Origin of the sequence: Pseudomonas protegens (genome assembly GCF_003363755.1) — a bacterium.
Lineage (GTDB): Bacteria > Pseudomonadota > Gammaproteobacteria > Pseudomonadales > Pseudomonadaceae > Aquipseudomonas > Aquipseudomonas danubii.
This window is the reverse complement of record NZ_CP031396.1, coordinates 6446260-6458792: the sequence shown is the minus strand read 5'-3', so window position 1 is coordinate 6458792 and position 12533 is coordinate 6446260. Positions and strand designations below refer to the sequence as shown.

Annotated in this window: 15 protein-coding genes and 2 pseudogenes; 8 read left to right on the top strand and 9 right to left on the bottom strand. The window is 66.0% G+C overall.

Annotation, left to right across the window (positions count from 1 at the left end):
* Positions 1 to 17: 17 nt before the first annotated feature.
* Together DWF74_RS29410 and DWF74_RS29405 are read right to left on the bottom strand one after the other, a co-directional pair.
* Positions 18 to 230 (bottom strand): DUF3079 domain-containing protein, encoded by a 213-nt coding sequence (locus DWF74_RS29410; RefSeq protein ID WP_115582307.1) that lies wholly within the window; start codon positions 228 to 230, stop codon positions 18 to 20.
* Positions 231 to 301: 71 nt separating this feature from the next.
* Positions 302 to 412 (bottom strand): annotated as a pseudogene (locus DWF74_RS29405) (AsnC family transcriptional regulator); the annotation flags it as partial.
* Between the two features lie 84 nt (positions 413 to 496).
* Between DWF74_RS29405 and DWF74_RS29400 the strand changes: the two are divergent.
* A complete protein-coding gene (locus DWF74_RS29400; RefSeq protein WP_115582306.1) occupies positions 497 to 898 on the top strand; it encodes a hypothetical protein in 402 nt (133 codons plus the stop codon).
* A gap of 86 nt (positions 899 to 984) precedes the next feature.
* On the top strand, positions 985 to 1539 hold the full coding sequence (locus tag DWF74_RS29395; protein WP_115582305.1) for a UPF0149 family protein: 555 nt from the start codon (positions 985 to 987) through the stop codon (positions 1537 to 1539).
* Between the two features lie 84 nt (positions 1540 to 1623).
* Here the strand turns inward: DWF74_RS29395 and DWF74_RS29390 are convergent, their stop codons facing one another.
* From DWF74_RS29390 to DWF74_RS29375, 4 genes are all read right to left on the bottom strand, one after another.
* Positions 1624 to 2211 carry a hypothetical protein gene (locus DWF74_RS29390; protein WP_115582304.1) on the bottom strand — a complete coding sequence of 196 codons (588 nt, stop codon included), beginning with the start codon at positions 2209 to 2211 and terminating at the stop codon, positions 1624 to 1626.
* 16 nt (positions 2212 to 2227) lie between these two features.
* Positions 2228 to 2839 carry a hypothetical protein gene (locus DWF74_RS29385; protein WP_115582303.1) on the bottom strand — a complete coding sequence of 204 codons (612 nt, stop codon included), beginning with the start codon at positions 2837 to 2839 and terminating at the stop codon, positions 2228 to 2230.
* Between the two features lie 107 nt (positions 2840 to 2946).
* The gene (locus DWF74_RS29380) at positions 2947 to 3297 is read right to left on the bottom strand and encodes a hypothetical protein (protein ID WP_115582302.1); all 351 of its coding nucleotides are present in this window, start codon (positions 3295 to 3297) and stop codon (positions 2947 to 2949) included.
* Positions 3298 to 3336: 39 nt separating this feature from the next.
* A complete protein-coding gene (locus DWF74_RS29375; protein WP_115582301.1) occupies positions 3337 to 3630 on the bottom strand; it encodes a hypothetical protein in 294 nt (97 codons plus the stop codon).
* An 89-nt stretch (positions 3631 to 3719) separates the two neighbouring features.
* Here DWF74_RS29375 and DWF74_RS29370 point away from each other — a divergent pair, with 89 nt between their 5' ends.
* Positions 3720 to 4148: an N-acetyltransferase gene (locus DWF74_RS29370; protein WP_346330276.1), complete on the top strand. Its 429-nt coding sequence runs from the start codon at positions 3720 to 3722 to the stop codon at positions 4146 to 4148.
* A gap of 83 nt (positions 4149 to 4231) precedes the next feature.
* On the opposite strand, the gene DWF74_RS29365 is transcribed toward DWF74_RS29370, so the two are convergent.
* Both DWF74_RS29365 and DWF74_RS29360 read right to left on the bottom strand, forming a co-directional pair.
* A complete protein-coding gene (locus DWF74_RS29365; RefSeq protein WP_115582505.1) occupies positions 4232 to 5017 on the bottom strand; it encodes a PhzF family phenazine biosynthesis protein in 786 nt (261 codons plus the stop codon).
* Between the two features lie 5 nt (positions 5018 to 5022).
* Positions 5023 to 5718 carry a helix-turn-helix transcriptional regulator gene (locus tag DWF74_RS29360; protein WP_115582300.1) on the bottom strand — a complete coding sequence of 232 codons (696 nt, stop codon included), beginning with the start codon at positions 5716 to 5718 and terminating at the stop codon, positions 5023 to 5025.
* Positions 5719 to 5898: 180 nt separating this feature from the next.
* On the opposite strand from DWF74_RS29360, the gene DWF74_RS29355 reads away from it, so the two are divergent.
* The 5 genes from DWF74_RS29355 (at position 5899) to DWF74_RS29335 (ending at position 11942) form a co-directional block, all read left to right on the top strand.
* Positions 5899 to 6591 carry a response regulator transcription factor gene (locus DWF74_RS29355; protein WP_115582299.1) on the top strand — a complete coding sequence of 231 codons (693 nt, stop codon included), beginning with the start codon at positions 5899 to 5901 and terminating at the stop codon, positions 6589 to 6591.
* A complete protein-coding gene (locus tag DWF74_RS29350; RefSeq protein WP_115582298.1) occupies positions 6591 to 7928 on the top strand; it encodes a HAMP domain-containing sensor histidine kinase in 1338 nt (445 codons plus the stop codon). Before DWF74_RS29355 ends, DWF74_RS29350 begins: the two co-directional genes overlap by 1 nt.
* Positions 7929 to 8031: 103 nt before the next feature.
* Entirely contained in the window at positions 8032 to 10272 is a 2241-nt protein-coding gene (locus tag DWF74_RS29345; protein ID WP_115582297.1) for a TonB-dependent siderophore receptor, read from the top strand.
* Between the two features lie 32 nt (positions 10273 to 10304).
* Positions 10305 to 11207 (top strand): alpha/beta hydrolase, encoded by a 903-nt coding sequence (locus tag DWF74_RS29340; protein ID WP_115582296.1) that lies wholly within the window; start codon positions 10305 to 10307, stop codon positions 11205 to 11207.
* A gap of 117 nt (positions 11208 to 11324) precedes the next feature.
* The gene (locus DWF74_RS29335; protein WP_115582295.1) at positions 11325 to 11942 is read left to right on the top strand and encodes a DNA-3-methyladenine glycosylase family protein; all 618 of its coding nucleotides are present in this window, start codon (positions 11325 to 11327) and stop codon (positions 11940 to 11942) included.
* Positions 11943 to 12106: 164 nt separating this feature from the next.
* On the opposite strand, the pseudogene DWF74_RS29330 reads toward DWF74_RS29335, so the two are convergent.
* A pseudogene (locus DWF74_RS29330) lies at positions 12107 to 12445 on the bottom strand (TRAP transporter large permease subunit); the annotation flags it as partial.
* Between the last annotated feature and the right edge of the window lie 88 nt (positions 12446 to 12533).

Sequence of the window (12533 nt, the reverse complement as noted above, 5' to 3'; positions counted from 1 at the left end):
ACTGTTGGGAAACGTCCTTACTCCACCCGTTTCGCGGCCGGCTCACTACCGGCGGGTATCTCGACGCCCCAGTCACCGTCCAGGTACCAGTCCTCCCCGAGCATCTCCGCCGGGTGCATGGTGCGGTCCGAACCATTACCGCAGGCCAGGGCATTGGCCGCGCAGTAGCGGTCGCAGCCCCAGCAGATCCGTTCGGGGTGTTTGGGGTTCAGGGGAAAGGGCTTGGCCATGGCGCCTCGCAGAACCTGGATGAAGGAGCCTGCACCTTAAAACCTGCGGGGCCTTCGGGGCTTGATCCCGATCACAATGGCAGGGTGCGGTCCGGAATCACCTGCATCATCACCAGGGTCGAGGTCAGGCGCTGGACGTTGGGCAAGGTCGACAGGCGTTCGTCATACAGCCGCTGGAAAGCCAGGCCCTACCGCATTCCCCCAGCACCGGGGATGCCACACAATTTTCTCTGAATGCCCCGGCGACATGGCTATGATGGATCACCATGAATCCAAGCCCTGCGATCCGCCAACCCTGTCCGCCCGGCGCCTGCATCTGCGAGCGCGAGCAGTTGCTGGACACCCCCGGAGCCGACCTGCGCATCCTCAATCTGACGCGCCAGGAGGAAAAACGCCTGCTCGAACGCCTGGAGAATCTCAAGGACCTGGCGGATCTGGAGCACATGCAGAGACGGATCTACCAGCAACTGGGGGTCCGTGTGGAGATCACCCCCAGCGACAACAAAGTGCGCAGCATGCGCGGTATCACGATCGCCCTGGCCGAGCACCCCGGCCTGTGCCGCAAGACCCGACAGTCGATTCCCGCCGCCATCCGCCGGGCCATGGAGAACCGCCCGGAAATTGCCTACCGCCTGCTCGATGCCCAGGACTTGCTGCGCGATACCTGACGGCAAGTTTCAGCTACAAGCAGCAGGCTTGCGGCTTGTGGCTCAAAGCTGGAAACTTGCCGCTGCTTTTTTTCAGGATTCCGTACATGCCCAACTCGCCTCTCAACGCCGCCGACTTCGAGCTGATCGAAGACACCCTACTCCAGTACGGCGACGACCACTCGGTGCTCAATCCCTGCGAGCTGGACGGTTACTTCACCGCGCTGGTGTCGGGCCCGGCTCAAGTCGATATCGCCGAATGGTTCCCGGGTATCTGGGGCGGCGAAAACCCGGCCTGGGAAACCCCGGAGCAATGCCGGCAGTTCATCGACCTGTGCGTGCGCCACATCAACACCCTGGCCGTGCAATTGACCCAGGCCCCGCAAGCCTTCAAGGCGCGCTTCGAACACACCGAGCACCAGGGCCAGGACCTGCTGCTGGCCGAAGAGTGGTGCTTCGGCTACCTGCGCGGGGTGGCCGTGGGCAACTGGCCGGAGATGCCGGCGCCGCAGGTCCAGGCGCTGCAGTTGATCATCGACTGCGCCGAACAGGACAACTTCGAATTGCCCGCCGACCTGGACCTGGAGCAGCATCGCCAGCAGATCGCGGCCATCGAACCTGCCGCGCGGCAGTTGCATGCCTACTGGTTGGCACAGCGCTGAAATAAACCGCATCCAAAAAAAACGCCGCGGGCTCCGATCAGAGCCCGCGGCGTTTTTGTCTGCATCCTGCCTTCGGCGCGAGGCTTACAGCAATTTGCGCTGCACCGCTTCATCCAGGGTGCTGCGGGCCAGTTGCTGGACCACGTCGCGGGTGTCTGCCTGGAAAGGAATGGCGACGATCAGCAGCAATTGCATCCAGGTGCGCACCGATTCGCTCTTGCGAATCCGCCCCAGCTCCTTGCCGTCCTTGTCCTTGAACACCGTCTCCAGGGTGAAGGTGTTCTTCGCCGTGGACGGAATCACGAAGAAGGTGACGCCGGTGATGATGGCCGAGGCCATGCTGAACTGTTCGTTGTTGTACAGGGTGGCTTCGGCGTACAGGTCCGATTCGACCTTGTCGGTGCTGACCCGGGCAAAGCGCCCGGACTGGTGGTAGGCATCGGCCACCACGGTTTCCCAGGCGGCAGCCGGAGCGCCGGCGGCGGCATTGGCCGGGCCGCCGTTGACCTGGTACATGGCGGTGGTGCGGACAAAGGCGCTGGGCTTTTGCTCGGTGGTCTGTGCCGCCGGAGGCCAGGTGCCGACGGCTGCCAGTTCGTGTTGCGAGTAGGACACGCAGCCGCTCAGCAGCACTGCGCCGAGCACCAGGACGTGCTTGATGGAAACCAACATGTGTCTCTCCTTGATCTTAGCGTTGTGCCAACCGGGCGCTGGCGTTGTCGAGCAATTTGGCAACCAGTTCATTCAGTTGCTTGGCGCCCTGGGTCGGGGCCCAGTATTCGCGGCCGTACAGGCCGACGTTGCGCTCGAACTTGAGCTGCTCCTTGGCACTGGCCAGTTCCTGGCCGTTGCGGTCGACGATCGACAGCTCGCCGGCCAGGTCGAAGCTGTCGACGTAGATCGGCCCGTTGACCCAGATCCATACGGTCAGGGTCAGCAAGGCCCCGGGCAGGTAGCCCGGATGGGGCGCGCGGTGGCCCTTGAGGGAGGTCATGTTGAATTTCAGCACCACGTCTTCCTCGCCCAGGCGGGTGGGGAATTCGCTGAGCTGGCGGAAGTAGCCGGCGCTCTTGACGTAGGGGGTCAGCTGGGCGGTCAGGGAGCGGCTGATGGCAGTGCGGGTGGCTTCGTCGATACCGGGAGCGGTGACCTGCACATCGGCAATTTGCGCAGTGCGCGGGCTGCTGATGGGTGCAGGATGCAACGGCGCGCCCAGCGGGCCGGTGACGTGGTAGGAGACACAGCCGGTCAGCGCCAGGGTGGCGATGAGGGCGGCGGCCCCGAGCAGGGTTCTGAACACGAAATATCCTTATTGAAAGACAAACAGCACCAACGTCTCGACCCCGGCGCCCAGAACTTTAGGAAAACCGCACATTGCGTCGAGCGGCACTGGCCCGCTTGCGGCCCCTATTGATAGCCCTCTTCATGGGCCTGGAGCAGATTGAACAAGTGCTCCTGGGGCATCGCGCAGTCCTGCAACGGTTCGGGCGCAACCCCGTTCCACTCCTCATCGGGGTCGCTTTCGACAATCAGCAGCGGCACCTGGGCGCTGTTGAAGAAGGCGAGGATGTCGCGCAGTTCCTGCTCGCGCTGTACATGGTCGTTGTGAAACAGCTTGGCGCTGTAGAAGAAGCCCTCGGCGCCACGGCGCAGATAGCCCTGGGCAACGCTCAGGGGCAGGCCCAGGCGTTGATGGAGAAACTTGACCAGCGCCAGGCTGGTGGTGGGAGTGGCCGTGGCGAGGCTGATGCGGGACATGGCAGGTTCCTTGAAAAACGTCAGGTAATGACCGCGCGGTTACTCGGGGCGCCACAGTTCGAGCCCCTGCACATGACGCTCGATGTCGTCCATGTCGTCCTCCCCCAGGGTGCAGTCGAAGGGCTCGCTGAGAATCGTGCGCACCTGGGCCAGGCGCTGGGTGACCTGCTGGTTATCGATGAAATCGGTGGTGGCGCGCTGGTAGTCGGCCACGGGTTTATCCCTGTAGTAGGCGCCCATCTTGTGCAGCGAGATCAACACGAACTCCAGCTCCGCCAGGGCTTGCAGGGCCTGCTCCCCCGAGAGGGTGATGGTGCGGTTGCTTTCCAGCATCGAATACTTCCTTGGCTCTCAACAATTGGACAGACCGCCGCCAGCTGGGTAGCGTGCGGCGCACATTTCAATCCGACAGGCCCCCAAACATGCTGATCAGGGACTTTCAAAGCAGCGATCTGCAAGCGTTGCTGGCGCTCTGGCTGGACGCCTCGATCCAGGCCCATCATTTTGTCGACCCCGATTTCTGGCGCTCCAGGGTCGAGGACATGCGCAACCTCTACCTTCCCCATGCCCAGACCCGAGTGGCCGAACGCGACGGCCAGCTCCTGGGTTTCTATTGCCTGCATGAGGATCAGTTGGCAGCGATTTTCGTCAGTGTGCAGCACCAGGGCCAGGGCGTGGGCAAACAGCTGCTGGCCGATGCCCGCGAGCGGCGCTCACGCCTGGAACTGGCGGTGTATGCCGCCAACCTGCCAAGCATCGGCTTTTACCGCCAACAGGGATTCCAGGTGATCGGCAACGGCATTGACCCCAATACCGGAGAAGCCGAGCTGATCATGGCCTGGCCGGGCTGAAGGGCGCGACTCTACTCCCGCAAGCGGCGCCCAGACAAATCCGCCGGCGGGTATCAGGCCGGCTCGTTAACGCCACCACCGCTTCAGAGGAAGAGGCTGCCCTTGAGGTACAAGGCGCCGTAGCCGCTGATGATCACCCGCCCGTTGTCCAGCACCTGGCACTCCAACTGGCCCTTGCGCGCCCCGCCCTGTTGCGCCCGCAACTGACGCTTGCCCAGGCGCTCGGCCCAGTAAGGCGCCAGGGAGGTATGGGCGGAACCGGTGACCGGGTCTTCATTGACTCCGACCCGCGGGCCGAACCAGCGCGAGACGAAATCGAATGCCCGTGACGGCGCCGTCACGGCGATGCCCCGTACATCAAAGGCGGCCAGTGCGGCGAAATCCGGCTTGAGCGATTCCACCAGAGCTTCGTCGTCCACCACCAGCAGGTAATCGTCGGTGCGATACAGGGCCTCGGCCGCCGGCAACCCCAGGGCTTGCAACAGGGCCGCAGGAATCGCCAGCGCCTCGGGCTGCTTGGCGGGAAAATCCATGGACAGCAGGCCGCCCTCGCGGCTCACCCGCAACTCACCGCTGCGGGTGGCAAAACGCAGCACGTCGCGGCGCTCGCCCAACTGCTCGAACAGCACCCAGGCCGCCGCCAGGGTGGCGTGCCCGCACAGGTCGACTTCCACCGTGGGGGTGAACCAGCGCAGTTCGAACACTTCGCCGCGGGGCACGAAATAGGCGGTTTCCGACAGGTTGTTCTCCAGGGCGATGCGTTGCAGGAGTTCATCCGGCAACCAGGCCTCCAGGGGGCACACCGCCGCCGGGTTGCCACCGAAGACGTGGGAGGTAAAGGCATCCACTTGAAAGATATCGAGTTGCATCGCGGTCATTCCTCGGCGCCTTCGGCGCGGATCTGTTCCAGGTAGTTGTAGACGGTGTAGCGGGTCACCCCCAGGGCCGCGGCGGCCTTCTCGATCCCGCCCTTGACGATGAACACCCCGCGCTCCTGCATCTGGCGCACGGCCTCCAGCTTGTGCGACTTGCTCATGCGCGTCGCGCTTGCCGGGCAGGCGCCCTGGATGATCTGGGCCAGCAACTGCTCCATGTCGGGGGTTTCGTCGCGGCGCGGCGCAGGGGCGCTGCCCAGGCCCAGCAACTGGCCCAGGCAGGCATGGGCGGCGGCGATGCCGCTCAGGTCGCTGTTGCTGCACAGGCTGGCGAAGGGCTGCCCGCTGCGGTCGCGAAAGATCACCGTGGAGCTGCGCAGCTCGCGGCCGTCGGGGGCCAGGGTCGGGTAGTTTTCCAGTACCAGCGGGGTGCTCGCCGAGCGGTCTTGCAGGGCACTCAGCACCGCGGCAAAACCCAGGTCCTGGCGCGGCCCGCCCAACACCGGGTCGCCGACCCGGCGCCCGGTGACATGGCCGTTGGCGATGGCGACGATCGAGGATTCCGGGCGGTCCAGGTCATGCAGGACGATTTCCACATGCTGGCCAACCACGCTGGCGAGCATCTGCAAGGTGCTGCGCAGCACCTGCAGGACCAGTTGGCGCTCGGCAAGAAGGGTATCGGAAGGCACGTTCATTGGTGTTTACCAAACTGGGCGGACGGGAAAAATATCAACACACTGTTGAATATTCAACTTTTAGTTGATTGCAATGCCCTGCCCGGTCAGCCGATTGCGGCAATTGCAGCGCTCGGGACATTGCGGCAATATTCGCAAATGTAAAACATTCTCATTAAATACTTTCCTTCAAGTGCCCCCATGACCCCCACCCTGCTCCTCGTGGAAGACGACGCCCGACTGCGCGACGATCTGCACCGGCATTTCCACCAGCGCGGCTTTGCCGTCACCCCTTGCAGCGACGGCCGCCAGGGCTTGGCAGCGGTGCGTGCCGGCCACTTCGATCTGGTGCTGCTGGACATCATGCTGCCGGGCCTCGACGGCCTGGCCCTGCTGGAAACCCTGCGCCAGGAGCAAGACACGCCGGTGATGCTGATGTCGGCCCTGGGGGCCGAGCAGGACCGGATCACCGGCTTCACCCGGGGCGCCGACGACTACCTGCCCAAGCCCTTCAGCCTGGCCGAACTGGACGCCCGCGCCGACGCCCTGCTGCGGCGCATGGTCCGGGTGCAACAACCGTCGGCCACCCATCTGGATCGGCTGCTGAGCTTCGACGAACACGCCCAGGACGTGCTGCTCCAGGGCCGCGCCGCGGGCCTGACCGGTTCCGAATACCGGCTGCTGGTGACCCTGCGCGAGCACCCCGGGGAAACCCTGAGCAAGCCCTTTCTCTATCAGCACGTACTGCACCGCCTCTATACCCGCCTGGATCGCGGCCTGGATGTGCACGTGTGCAACCTGAGGCGCAAGCTCGCCGAGCTCGGGGTGCAGCACCTGCAGATCCAGGCGGTGCGCGGCGCCGGCTACATCCTGGTGGAGGCGCAACGTCACTGATGCGCCGTCATCCCCTGCTGTGGAAACTGGCCGGGCTGCAGATCGGCTTCTGCCTGCTGCTGACCTGGATCATCTGGACCTGGGGCCTGTCGGCCGAGCGCAGCACCTACTTCCTCGACCCCGCCGATCGCCAGTACCTGGCCCGCTATGCGCAGCAGGCCGAGGCCGCCTGGCAACAGGGTGGCGCGGCGGCGGTGGATGCCTTCGAACAACGCCTGGCGGGCGAGGAGCACACCTGGGTCGCGGTGCTTGGCGAGCGTCTGCAACGCCTGGGCAGCACCCCGCTGAGCGCCGAGGACGCCAGCCACCTGACCTTCATGCGCAAGCTCGACTGGCCCATGAGCCGGCGCCTGCAGGACGAGCTGCCCTACGTCAGCATCGAATTCCCCGAGCACCCGGAACAAGGCCGGCTGGTGCTGCAACTGCCCGAGCGCCTGCTGCCCAGCGGCCTGACGCCCTGGACCCACCTCTTCAGCCATGGCGTGGTGCCGACCCTGCTCGCCGCCCTGCTCGGCCTGTTGCTCTATCGCCATCTGGTGCTGCCCCTGAACCGCCTGCGCGACCGCGCCGATGCCTTGCGCGCCGACGACCTGGAAAGCCAGGGGCTGGGCACGCCCCTGGTGAACCGCCACGACGAACTGGGAGAGCTGGCCCTGGCCTTCGAGCACATGGCCGAGCGCCTGCGCCAGAGCCTGGCCCAGCAGCGCCTGCTGCTGCGCACCTTGTCCCACGAGTTGCGCACGCCCCTGGCGCGGCTGCGCATTGCCCACGACAGCCCTTTGCCGCCGGAGCAGTTGCGCCAGCGCCTGGACCGGGAAATCGCCGACATGCAGCGCCTGCTGGAAGACACCCTGGACCTGGCCTGGCTCGACACCGAGCGCCCGCAGCTGCCCACCGAAGCGGTGCAGGTGCTGTCGATCTGGGAGGCGCTGAGCGAGGACGCCTGCTTTGAAAGCGCCTGGGACGCCGAGCGCCTGCCCTGCCTGCTGGACGCCGAGTGCCGGGTCCAGGTGCACCTGGACAGCATCGCCCAGGCCCTGGAAAACCTGCTGCGCAATGCCATCCGCTACTCCCCCGCCGACGGCCGGGTGAGCCTGCGCGGCTGGCGTGAAGGCAGCTATTGGCACCTGTGCCTGGAAGACCAGGGACCGGGCGTGGCCGAGCAGGACCTGCAACGGATCTTCCAGCCCTACCAGCGCCTGGACTCGGCCCAGGGCGACGGTTTCGGCCTGGGCCTGGCCATCGCCCGGCGCGCCGTGGAGCTGCACCAGGGGCGGATCTGGGCCAGCAATGGCAACCCCGGGTTGTGCCTGCACCTGCTGCTGCCTGCCGCCTAGACCCACGACCTGGAAGTGTTTAGAGAGTTAATGCGCTTTACTCGCAAATAGCAGTCATTATCATTCGTGATCTTCTGTTTCTGCCTCTGTCCGGAGATCACCGATGTCCATGCGCTCGCTGCGTCCTTTCGCCCCCTTCCTGCTGTCCGGCTGCTGCCTGCTCAGCCACGCGGTGCAGGCCGCCAATGCAGGCTCGACCCCGCCGGTCCTGGAGCTGGAACCCCAGAGCGTCATCGCCACCGCCAAGGAAGAAACCAAGCAGGCACCGGGGGTCTCGGTGATCACCGCCGAGGACATCCAGAAGCGCCCGCCGGCCAACGACCTGTCGCAGATCATCCGCACCATGCCTGGGGTCAACCTCACCGGTAACTCCACCAGCGGCCAGCGCGGCAATAACCGGCAGATCGACATCCGCGGCATGGGCCCGGAAAACACCCTGATCCTGGTGGACGGCAAGCCGGTGGGCAGCCGCAACTCGGTGCGCTACGGCTGGCGCGGCGAGCGCGACAGCCGCGGCGACAGCAACTGGGTGCCGGCCGATCAGGTCGAACGCATCGAAGTGATCCGCGGCCCGGCGGCGGCCCGCTACGGCAACGGTGCCGCTGGCGGGGTGATCAACATCATCACCAAGCAGGCCGGCAGCCAGACCCACGGCAACGCCACGCTCTACAGCTCGTTCCCGACCCACAAGGACGAAGGCGCCACCCAGCGCGCAAGCTTCGGCCTCAACGGCCCGCTCACCGACACCTTGAGCTTCCGGGTCTACGGCAACGTGGCCAAGACCGACTCCGACGACGCCGATATCAACGCCGGCCATGAATCCCTGCGCACCGGCAACCAGGTCGGCACCCTGCCCGCCGGCCGCGAAGGCGTACGCAACAAGGACCTCAATGGCCTGTTGAGCTGGCGCATGACTCCGGACCAGACCCTGGATTTCGAGGCCGGTTTCAGCCGTCAGGGCAATATCTACACCGGCGATACCCAGAACACCAACAGCAACAAGAATGTGCAGAACCTGCTGGGCCACGAGACCAACCGCAGCTACCGCGAAACCTACGCCCTGACCCATCGCGGCGATTGGGACTTCGGCAGCTCCATGGCCTACCTGCAATACGAGAAGACCCGCAACACGCGGATCAACGAAGGCCTGGCCGGCGGCACCGAAGGCATCTTCAGCAACAGCGAGTTCTACACTGCGGTGCTGCGCGACCTGACCGCCCATGGCGAAGTCAACCTGCCGCTGCACGCAGGCTTCGAGCAGACCCTGACCCTGGGCAGCGAATGGTCCCAGCAGAAGCTCGACGACCCCAGCGCCAACACCCAGAGCACCAGCGAAGGCGGCGCCGTGGGCGGCCTGAGCAGCAGCAACCGCAGCACCCAGTCCAGCGCGCAGATCTTCTCGCTGTTCGCCGAAGACAACATCGAACTGCGCCCGGGCACCATGCTCACCCCGGGCCTGCGTTTCGACCATCACAGCATCGTCGGCGACAACTGGAGCCCGTCCCTCAACCTGTCCCATGCCCTGAGCGACAGCCTGACCCTCAAGGCTGGCATCGCCCGGGCCTACAAGGCGCCGAACCTGTACCAGCTCAACGCCGACTACCTGCTCTACAGCCGCGGCCAGGGCTGCTATGGCCAGAGCACCAGCTGCTACCTGCAGGGCAACGACCAGCTCAAAGCAGAAACCAGCGTCAACAAGGAACTGGGCCTGGAGTACAAGGCCGACGGCTGGGTCGCCGGCCTGACCTACTTCCGCAACGACTACAAGAACAAGGTGGAGTCCGGCCTGGCGCCAGTGAGCCGTGCCAGCGGCGGCAGCGGCGCCTACCGCAACGCGGCGATCTACCAGTGGGAGAACGTGCCCAAGGCCCTGGTGGAAGGCCTGGAAGGCACCCTGACCATTCCTCTGGCCAGCCAGCTGACCTGGAACAACAACTTCACCTACATGCTGCAATCGAAGAACAAGCAAACCGGCGACTACCTCTCGGTGACCCCGCGCTACACCCTCAACTCGATGCTCGACTGGCAGGCCACCCAGGACCTGTCGTTGCAGGCCAGCTTGGCCTGGTACGGCCAGCAGACGCCGAAGAAGTACGACTACCACGGCGACCGGGTCACCGGCAGCGCTACCCAGCAACTGGCGCCCTACGCCATTGCCGGGGTCAGCGGCACCTACGCCCTGACCCGCCACCTGAGCGTCACCGCCGGGGTCGACAACCTGTTCGACAAACGCCTGTTCCGTGAAGGCAATGCCCAGGGCGTGAACAACATCGCCGGGGCCGGCGCCGCCACCTACAACGAACCCGGGCGCACCCTGTACACCAGCCTGAGCGCATCGTTCTGATGTCATCACCCAGCCCTCGCCGAGAACGCCTGATGAGACGTTTTGTTCTGCCCCTGGCCCTGGCCTGGGGCCTTGCGGGAACGGCCCTGGCCGCCCCCGCCCCGGACCAGCCCATGGACCGCAGCCTGCTACAGCGCCAGGACCTGCCCTACCGCTTCAGCAGCCTGCAACTGGATTCCGTCGACGGCCAGCGCCACTACCAGCTGTGGATCGGCCAGCCGCTGCAGGCGCCGCCGCCCCAGGGTTACCCGGTGCTGTGGATGCTCGATGGCAATGCCGCCATCGGCGCTCTGGACCCCGAGCAACTCAAGCGCCTGGACCGGAGTCCGGCGCCGCTGCTGGTGGCGGTGGGTTACCAGACCCCGCTGCGCATCGAACGCAACGCCCGCACCTATGACTACACCCCGCAGCAACCGGGCCTTGAAGCACAGCAAGACCCGCTGACCGGGCAGCCCAGCGGCGGCGCCGAGGCCTTCCTGCAGGTGTTGCGCGAGCGCATGCGCCCGGCCGTGGCGGCGCAGGCGCCGATCGACCCGGCACAGCAGACCCTGTGGGGCCATTCCTATGGCGGCCTGCTGGTGTTGCAGGCGTTGTTCGCCCGGCCCCAGGAGTTTCGCCACTACGCCGCTGCGAGTCCTTCGCTGTGGTGGGGCGACGGCCTGGTCCTGACTCAGGCCCAGGGCCTGGCCGGGCGCCTTCACGGCCAGCGTGCACAACTGTTGCTGATGCGTGGCGGCGCCGAACCGGGCAACCCGCGTCAGCCAGCGGGGCCCGAGGCCGACCAGCGCGCCCGCCAGTTGCAGGCGCAACTGGCCCAGGTGCCGGGGCTGGCCCTGGACTACCACAGCTTCGAAAAACTCAGCCATGGCCAAACCCTGGCGGCGTCGCTGCACTACGTGCTGCAGCGGCTCTACCTGCCGGCGGCCAAGGACTGAAAACCCTGCGCCCGGGTGCAAGGCCCGGGCAGCGAGTTCCAGCGCAAGAGACGGGGTGCAAGCCTTGGGACGGCGGGCTAATCTGCTGCTCGCCCCGCCACGTGTTCCGGATCGCCAATGCCCACCTGCCCCGCCACTCGTTTTCTTGCCGCACTGGATGCCGACTGGGCCGCACTGATCGCCGCCGTCGGCCCCTGCCTGCACCAGCCCCGCCCGGAGCGCGAGCCTTATCAGGCGCTGGTGCGCGCGGTGGCCTACCAGCAACTGCATGCCCGCGCCGGCGACGCGATACTCGGCCGCCTGCGCGCCTTGTTTCCCGGGCAAGCCTTCCCCACGCCCCGGCAACTGGCCGATGCCAGCCTGGAGCGCCTGCGCGGCTGCGGCTTCTCCGCACGCAAGGTGGCGACCCTGCATGGCATCGCCCAGGCCACCCTCGACGGCCGCATCCCCGATGCCGCCAGCGCCCGCGGCCTGGACGATGAACAGCTGATAGAGCGCCTGACCCAACTGCCTGGCATTGGCCGCTGGACCGTGGAGATGCTGTTGATCTACAGCCTTGAGCGCGAGGACATCTTGCCGGTGGACGACTTTGGCGTACGCGAAGGCTACCGCCGCCTCAAGGGCCTGGAGCAACCGCCCAGCCCCCGCCAGCTGCGCCAGATCGGCCAGGCCTGGAGCCCCTGGCGCACCACCGCCGCCTGGTACCTGTGGCGCGTACCGCCCCACCAACCCTAACCCTGTAGCCGCTACCGCAGGCTGCGAAAAGCCCCGGAGGGGCTTCAGGGACCTCAAGAGCGGCGCCTGCTTCGCAGTCGTTCGCAGCCTGCGGCAGCGGCTACAGACAGCCAGCGCAGCCAGTTGGGCAAGGCCAGGGAGATCAGCGGCACCTAGGTCACCAGGATCAGGAACAGCAGCAGGATCGACAGTCGGCCCGACTCCAGCAACGCCTTGGCGCAGTCGCGCAGCGTCATGCCGCGGTACACCAACAGCGCGACGAAGGCCGAGTACACCACCATGACGATCGACGGCGGAATCAGGATGCCCAGGGTCCCGGCGTTGCAGTTGATCCCGGCGCCGAATTCCTTGGGGTAGCCGGAGCGCACCATGCCCGCCACGGCAATCGAGCCCACCGTCACCACCGTGGCCGGCGACGAACCGGACAACGCGGCGAACAGCATGCAGGCCAGTACCGCGGCAAACGCCAGGCCGCCGCGGATATGGCCGACGCAGGCGTTGGCGTGGGCCAGGCCGACGCCTTCGCCGGCGTGCCAGCGCCTGCAAGTGGGCAATTGAACCGCGCGCGCGTAACCCCTAAAGTCACGCCTC